This window comes from Alphaproteobacteria bacterium (genome assembly GCA_030680745.1).
Lineage (GTDB): Bacteria > Pseudomonadota > Alphaproteobacteria > JAUXUR01 > JAUXUR01 > JAUXUR01.
In genome coordinates, this window is record JAUXUR010000064.1 from 1 (window position 1) to 5,803 (window position 5,803).

Annotated in this window: 5 protein-coding genes; 1 reads left to right on the forward strand and 4 read right to left on the reverse strand. The window is 33.7% G+C overall.

What is annotated here, in order from left to right; all coding sequences use genetic code 11:
- Positions 1–135 precede the first annotated feature (135 nt).
- The 4 genes from Q8L85_07485 to Q8L85_07500 form a co-directional block, all read right to left on the reverse strand.
- Entirely contained in the window at positions 136–498 is a 363-nt protein-coding gene (locus Q8L85_07485) for a hypothetical protein (GenBank protein MDP1724529.1), read from the reverse strand.
- 232 nt (positions 499–730) lie between these two features.
- On the reverse strand, positions 731–2,023 hold the full coding sequence (locus tag Q8L85_07490) for a hypothetical protein (GenBank protein ID MDP1724530.1): 1,293 nt from the start codon (positions 2,021–2,023) through the stop codon (positions 731–733).
- A 164-nt stretch (positions 2,024–2,187) separates the two neighbouring features.
- The gene (polA, locus tag Q8L85_07495) at positions 2,188–4,941 is read right to left on the reverse strand and encodes a DNA polymerase I (protein ID MDP1724531.1); all 2,754 of its coding nucleotides are present in this window, start codon (positions 4,939–4,941) and stop codon (positions 2,188–2,190) included.
- Complete coding sequence (locus Q8L85_07500) at positions 4,926–5,132, reverse strand: zinc-finger domain-containing protein (protein ID MDP1724532.1); 207 nt, start codon at positions 5,130–5,132, stop codon at positions 4,926–4,928. The genes polA and Q8L85_07500 overlap by 16 nt, the downstream gene beginning before the upstream one ends.
- Positions 5,133–5,282: 150 nt before the next feature.
- On the opposite strand from Q8L85_07500, the gene Q8L85_07505 reads away from it, so the two are divergent.
- The gene (locus Q8L85_07505) at positions 5,283–5,534 is read left to right on the forward strand and encodes a hypothetical protein (protein ID MDP1724533.1); all 252 of its coding nucleotides are present in this window, start codon (positions 5,283–5,285) and stop codon (positions 5,532–5,534) included.
- The last annotated feature ends 269 nt before the right edge of the window (positions 5,535–5,803 follow it).

A 5,803-nucleotide genomic window follows, 5' to 3' on the forward strand; every position in this document is an offset into this window, starting at 1 on the left:
AAAATAATAAACAAATTTCAGTCACTTGGTGAGGCTATCGATTATGTTTTTAAATTGTAAAACTTTCTGCAGATATTGCCGTAAATTTGAATATATTGCTTTTTGGCAACTTTGTAGTGTTTTCAAGTTATTCCACTATAATTCGATTTTTTTAATGATCCAGTTTTCTGGAATATCAATTTCCGTAGAAGTTTTTTCCTGCATTTTATTATCTATAGGGTTAAGTATAGCGTTTGAAAATCTATTTTTCCAATTAACGTGAAAACTATTTAATTCTTTTTCTACGATTTCATCATTTTGATTTGTTATTTTGATAACAACTTCACGAATATAATATTTTTTAATATTATTAAGTGTATCTTCATCCGAATCTGAAGATTGTAGTTTATCTAAGGGTCCAATGCTATTGTTTTCTATGTTGATAATAAGAGCATTTGTGTATGTTAAAAAAGAACTAAAAAAGATGCTAAAGATTGATAATATCTTTAATAATTTCATTTTTTATCCATTTTATTATTTTCTTCTATTAGTATTCTACTCTAAGGCAGTTATTAATTGTAAACAGGAATGAGGTTAAGGGCAAGGGAAAGATTTTAATGAAAACTATTATAGTCAATAGACATTGGAAGGATATATCGTCACGCCTCACTCATGTATATAGGGATACACTTCGTTCGTTGTTCCTTGTCTGCTTCTCAAGTCTATCGACTATATATTTCTTATTACATATTTAATGAAAGTGTGATATTAGGTGCGCTATCAAAATGTACAATTTAAAAGAATCGTTACTCATCAATTGTGTTAATATAGGGTTAATCGGAATTTCTGCTCTATTTTCTTCTAGCAAAGAAAAAACAACGCGCTTTCCAAAAATTTCTTTTAATTGTATTTGACCTAATGCGCCACCTTCACAACTTATTTGAATGCCAGTATCTATTAATCTAAGTAAACACAGAGAATTTTTTAAATTTCTTAACGAGGAGGGGAGGAAAAGAAGATTTTTGTTATTACTGAGTTCAAGCGTTTCTAATTTTGTTAATTTACGTATTGTGTAAGGGAGGGCTTCAATTGAATTACTAATAAGATAAAGATTTTTTAACCTTCTTAATTCTCCAATTGTATCAGGTAAAGTTACAATCTTATTGTAAGAAAGATCTAAATCTATTAATTCACTTAATTCTTGTATTTCTTCAGGTAAGATTTTAATTTTATTGTTTGAAAGATCAAGAGCTTGTAAATTTGTTAATTTTTTTAATACATCAGGTGAGAGTTTAATTTTGTTACCAGAGAGATTAAGTTTGGTTAATTTGGATAAACCACCCGTTATACTTGGCAAGAATTCAATCAAATTATAAGAGAGATCAAGATCTTCTAATGCGTTGAATCCTTCTGCTATATCTGGCAAAGTTAAAATTTTGTTGTTAGAAAGATCAAGTGTTTGTAATTTTATTAAGCTTCCAAGTGTTTTTGGGAAGTTACTAATCTTATTTGCAGAGGAATTAAATAAAAATAATTTTTTTAAGTTTACAATTGTATCTGGTAATGTTTTGATCTTGTTTCCGAGGATATTTAGCACTTCTAATTTTTTTAACTCTCCGATTGAGTTAGGTAAATTTGAAATCTTATTTTCAGAGACGTTAAGTTCTTTTAAATTTTCTAATTTTCCTATTTCATCAGGTAATTTTTCAATGTTGTTTTCGGATAGATCTAAGGTTTTCAATTGGGTAAGATTAATAATATTTTCTGGCAATGATTGAATTTTGCATTGATTGAGATTTAATTTTGTAATCCAAACTAATGTACAGCAAAATTTTTCTATATTGTTTTTAATATATTCTGCTTGTTTTTTGGAAATGTTTTTAATTTTACCAGATAGTATTTTCTTTTTAAGCGATATTTTTATTTCTGTAGATGAATTTTCTAAGAATGTATCCGTTAGGATTTCTTTTTCGATATCTGATAATAATGCATGTGCTTGAAATGCAAATAGATTTAATGCGAGTAATAGTACTAATTTATTCATTGTGGACACCTTTTTGATTAAAATTTTTATAATACTTATAATGTGTTAGCACTATGTTTTATAAATAATTTATAATTTTAAATAAAAAAAATTTTCTTTTGAGAAGTATATATAAAATAAAAATATTGTCAATATCATAAATATGATTAGATATTGATATTGATCTATTTTTCGCCAGCTTCTGCCCAATTATTGCCAATTCCAATATCAACAATAAGGGGGACGGCTAATTGCACGACATTTTCCATCATATGCTTTATGATGGGCTTAAGAATTTCGACGTCTTTATCGGGTATTTCAAAAATTAATTCGTCATGAACTTGCAGTAGCATGGATGTTGCTGGATATTTCTCCAGCAGAAAATGATGGATTTTAACCATAGCCATTTTAACGATATCAGCATTACTGCCTTGTAAGGGCGCGTTAATGGCGGCACGTTCTGAAAAACTGCGAATCGCGCCATTTTTAGCATTAATATCAGGGATAAAGCATTTGCGACCCATCAGCGTTTTGATATATCCATGCTGACGGCAGAATTCTTTTGTTTGCTCCATATAGGCTTGAATGCCCGGGTAGCGTTCAAAATATGATTTGATGTAAGAATCTGCTTCTTTATTGGGGCAGCCTAATTGTTTCGCAAGCCCAAAGGCGCTAATGCCATAAATAATGCCAAAATTAATGGCTTTGGCTTTGCGTCTTATATCGGATGTGATTTCTTCTAATGGGATATGAAAAATTTGAGAGGCTGTTAATTTGTGGATATCTTGTTTGTGTTTGAAAGCGTCACGTAATTCTTCGATATTTGCGAGCTCAGCCAATAAACGTAACTCAATTTGGGAATAATCAAAAGAAACAAGTTTGTGTCCAGGGGCTGCTTTAAAAGCGCGTCTGATATGACGGCCTTCTTCTGTGCGTGTTGGAATATTTTGTAGATTCGGATTAGATGAATTCAAACGCCCAGTGGATGTAATCGTCATGCCATAAGATGTATGGACGCGGTTTGTTTTGGGGTTGATTTCTTGCTTAAGACCTTCGACATAAGTCGAAATCAATTTTGAATATTGTCGCCAGGCAAGTACGTATTGTGCGATCAAATGACCTTCTTGGGCGAGGGGCTCTAAAACATCAGAATTGGTTTCATAATTGCCAGCTTTGCCTTTTTTAGGTGCAGGCAAGTTCAATTTATCAAACAAGATTTCGCCTAATTGTTTGGGCGACCCTATGTTAAATTCTTGACCTGATAAGGCAAATATTTTTTCTTCAAGATCTTTTGCGTGTATCGAAAATTTTTGCCCTGCTTCAACCAATGCATTAAGATCTAGCGATATCCCTTTTTTCTCCATCGCTTTTAAGACGGGGATAAGAGGACGCTCAATATCTTCGTAAAGCGCAACCAGATGATCTTCGATTAATCGTGGCTTTAAAATTTCGTGTAAGCGAAACGTATAATCAGCATCTTCGGCGGCATAAGCGGTTGCCTCTAAAAGAGGAATTTGCGTAAAAATAAGCTGGCTTTTGCCAGTACCCACGACATCTTTAAATTTAATCATGTCATGGTTAAAAAATAAGGAAGCAAGTTCGTCTAATGAATGACCATGGAGTCCGTTTTCAAGGATATAGGACAAAACCATGGTGTCGTCGATGGGGCTTACATTAATGCCGTAATGCGCAAAAATATGGGCATCATATTTGATATTGTGACCAATTTTTAAGATGCTTGTATCTTCAAGCATGGGCTTAAGCAATTTTAAAGCGATGTCTTTGTTAATTTGATCTTTTTCAATTTGACCAAAAGTACCCACATGACTTAAGGGAATGTAACAAGCTTCGCCTTTAGAGAGTGCAAGCGAAACACCCGCAATTTGGGCGAGTTGTGGATTGAGTGCTGTTGTTTCAGTGTCAACGGCGACAATGCCTTTTGTGTAACAAGCATCAATCCATTTTTGAAGCGTTTCAAGATCTGTGACGCATGTATAGGTTTCTTTAACGGGTGCTTCTTGCGCAGAAGAGACGTCATTATTTGATGCTGGTTCGAGTTTTTCAAATCGTGTAATAAGCGTCTTAAAATTCTGGTCTTTAACAAATTGGACTAAATCCGGGATATGCAGATCTTTACGTTTGAAATCCTCGGGGCTAATGATAATCGGTACATCTTTGCGGAGGGTAACCAATTGATGCGAAATACGGGCTTGCTCTTGATAGGTTTCTAAATTTTCGCGTCTGCCTTTTTGGGGAATTTGATCGAGATTATTCAAAAGATTTTCAAGTGTACCAAATTGTTGAATAAGTTCGGCAGCCGTTTTGGGTCCGATTTTGGGAACACCTGGAACATTATCTGAGCTATCACCCATAAGCGATTGAATTTCAATCATTTTTGAAGGCGGTACACCATATTTTTCTTGTACTTCATTGGGCGTAATATAGATGTTTTTAAAATGATCAAACATCGTAACATCATCGCCCACAAGCTGCATTAAATCTTTGTCAGAGGAAACAATGATTGTTTCAAACGCATTTGCTTTCCCAATTTCGGTGAAGGTAGCGATCAGATCATCGGCTTCATAGCCTTCAAGCTGAAACCAAGGAATATTAAAAGCGGTGGTTGCTTCGCGAATCAAGGGAAACTGTGGGATTAGTTCGGGCGGCGTTGGTGGTCTATGTGCTTTATATTCCGGGTAAATTTCATTGCGAAAATTTTCGCGCGACGCATCAAAAACAACGGCAATATAATCAGCATGATGATCTGTCAATAATTTTGACAACATCGTGCAAAAACCATAAACGGCATTGACTTGTGTGCCATCTTTGCGCGTTAAAGGTGGGATGGCGTGGAATGCCCTAAAAATAAAGCCGGAGCCATCAATAAGATAAAGCTTAGGTTTCGGTTGTGATGAGGATTGAGTCAAAGAGGTTTGCATTCTTTAAGGGTCTCATTATATTGATAATGACGGCTACAATAAGGACAATCAATATGGTCTTTTTCACCCATATTCAGGAATACACGGGGATGTCCCAATGATTTATTGTGCATGGATTTATTACCATTTTTGGGATTTCCGTCGCAATAAACTTTTTTGGTTTTGCTTTGAATCGTTTCGATTGCGTCCATATTTGTTACCTTTGTTTTTGTGTAGGTTGATCTTGCCTAGGTTTTAGGAAAAGTGCAATTGATGAATTGAAGAATTGTTTTTTTTTTAATTGCTGGTTTTATGTTATATGATACAATTCAAGTAATGAAGTTTATAAAATGGAGGAAAAAATGAAAAAATTAACAATTTTTTTTGTGGTACTGGTAGGTCTGTCATTTAATTCGCGAGTAACGTTCGCAGATAGATGTGAGGATCTTTGGAATGCAAATAATGCTGGCGGTGCTCTTACAAAACTAGACATTAGTAAATCTCTTACTAAAAAAGGCGTAAAGCCTTATAAAAGTGAGATGCATAAAGGTGTTGATAAAGCCACGTTTATATCAATTTGCAAAAGTAATTTAGCATTAGGGTATTCTTCTTAATGCATGAATTAATATCTAGACTCTCTTATACGAGGGGTGTTGTTGAATAATTATTATTGAAATTATTTTTTGTAATTTCAATTGGTTGCTTGAAATCAACAACTACTCTTCTACGTCCCGCGACTTGATCCTGAGAGATCCACACGAAATATTTTTATAATACGTTGAAAAATAATAAAAATTCCATAAACACTGCATGATGTTTATAATCCTATAAAAACAAACACATACATAGGATTGGTACCATGCAGCTGATGGAATTATTGCAT

Bases quoted from the DNA above. Each gene is read 5' to 3' on its own strand.
- Q8L85_07490 (MDP1724530.1), bottom strand. From the start codon at position 2,023: ATGAATAAATTAGTACTATTACTCGCATTAAATCTATTTGCATTTCAA.
- Q8L85_07485 (MDP1724529.1), bottom strand. From the start codon at position 498: ATGAAATTATTAAAGATATTATCAATCTTTAGCATCTTTTTTAGTTCT.
- polA (MDP1724531.1), bottom strand. From the start codon at position 4,941: ATGCAAACCTCTTTGACTCAATCCTCATCACAACCGAAACCTAAGCTT.
- Q8L85_07500 (MDP1724532.1), bottom strand. From the start codon at position 5,132: ATGGACGCAATCGAAACGATTCAAAGCAAAACCAAAAAAGTTTATTGC.
- Q8L85_07505 (MDP1724533.1), top strand. From the start codon at position 5,283: ATGAAAAAATTAACAATTTTTTTTGTGGTACTGGTAGGTCTGTCATTT.